The 1379-nt window shown below is 45.0% G+C and carries 1 protein-coding gene and 1 pseudogene; both read left to right on the top strand.

Going from position 1 to position 1379, the window contains the following annotated elements:
* A pseudogene (locus ACTXGO_RS13830) lies at positions 1–618 on the top strand (deoxyguanosinetriphosphate triphosphohydrolase); the annotation flags it as partial.
* Positions 619–741: 123 nt separating this feature from the next.
* The coding region (locus ACTXGO_RS13825; RefSeq protein WP_443574923.1) for a TetR family transcriptional regulator at positions 742–1379 on the top strand (638 nt) is incomplete at its 3' end.

Below are 1379 nucleotides of genomic sequence, written 5' to 3'. Positions count from 1 at the left end.
GCGGACGATATCTGTTATGCCTTAATTGATCTAGAGGACGGTATTCATCTCAATATGCTTGAATTTGATGAAGTGGCGGATATTTTTTATAAACTCATAGGTGAGCGCCCTACTCCTTTGTCCTCCACTATGTCAATCAGGCAAAGCCTAGCGGCACTACGTGCACGAGCTATGATGCGTCTGGTCAATACGGTCACAGACGCCTTTGTGATAAACCGCGATGAGATGCTAGCGGGCACCCTACAAGGCAGCTTATTTGCTCACTGTGATATCAGTGTGCAAAGCGGCATCACTGAGGCCAAACTGTTGGCACGCGAGAAAATATTTAATCATCCGAGCAAGGTGCGGATGGAGCTTATGGCCAACCAGTGCCTGCGCCGCTTGCTCGATGCCTTTATGCCGCTGGCGTGGACGCAACTGGTCACCTCCCCGCAGCCTTTTGAAGAGCAAAGACTGTTTAGCCTCCTCAAACCACATTTGGATGAGCAGCAAAGAGCGCTCTCAGGCAATATTTATCACAATATTCTAAATATCTTGGACTTTATCACCGGTATGAATGACCATGAAGCTTATCGGTTGGCGCAAGAATTGCAAGGTCATTGGGGCACCGTTATTTAACTAAAAAAAGTGCTAGAAAGACATTATTTTATAGTTAGTGGTCTAACAAAAGCTGTGTATTTTATTCGTAATTTTCTAGCAAAATGCGTATGATGAACCTTCAACAATAAACTTTGAATCATTATGAGTAGTCGCGAACAAAAAAAACTTCAAACCCGGCATGCTTTTTTCAATGCAGTGCTCGATTTGTGTATGATGGGACAATCGTTTAGCTCGATAAGTCTCAGGCAAGTCACGCGTGAAGTAGGCGTGGTGCCAACGGCATTTTATCGTCATTTTGATGATATGGAGTCGCTTGGACAAGCTTTGGTAGATGAGGAGCTAGGCAGCACTTTTGCTGCATTGAGCAGCAGCTTACAAATAGGCCGCAAACGCAGCTTTGATCGGCAAATTGCTAAGAGTATTCAGCTATTTTTGCAAACCGTTAGCGCTCAGCCGCGCTATTGGCAGTTTTTGGTTAGCGAACGTTTTGGTGGCTCAGAGGCTGTGCGCAAATCTATTAGCGAGCTGATGACCAAACACGGCATATTATTAGCAGATGATTTGGCGCTCCAGCCTGCCTTTGCTCATATCAATATTTATGATTTGCGTCTGCTCGCTGCAGCTGGTCTCAATATGTTTTTTTCTTGGATCATAGACTGGCTAGATTTGACTTATTCAGAAGATCACGACGACGAAGTGGATTTGGGCGACATTGAAGAAAAAAAGCAGCTGATGCTGCATAATTGCACCCGCCAAGCGCAAATGCTGTTTTATGGGGC

The sequence above is a fragment of the Psychrobacter sp. T6-1 genome, assembly GCF_052258445.1.
The sequence above is the reverse complement of the archived record's forward strand: the minus strand, read 5'-3'. Positions and strand labels throughout refer to the sequence as shown.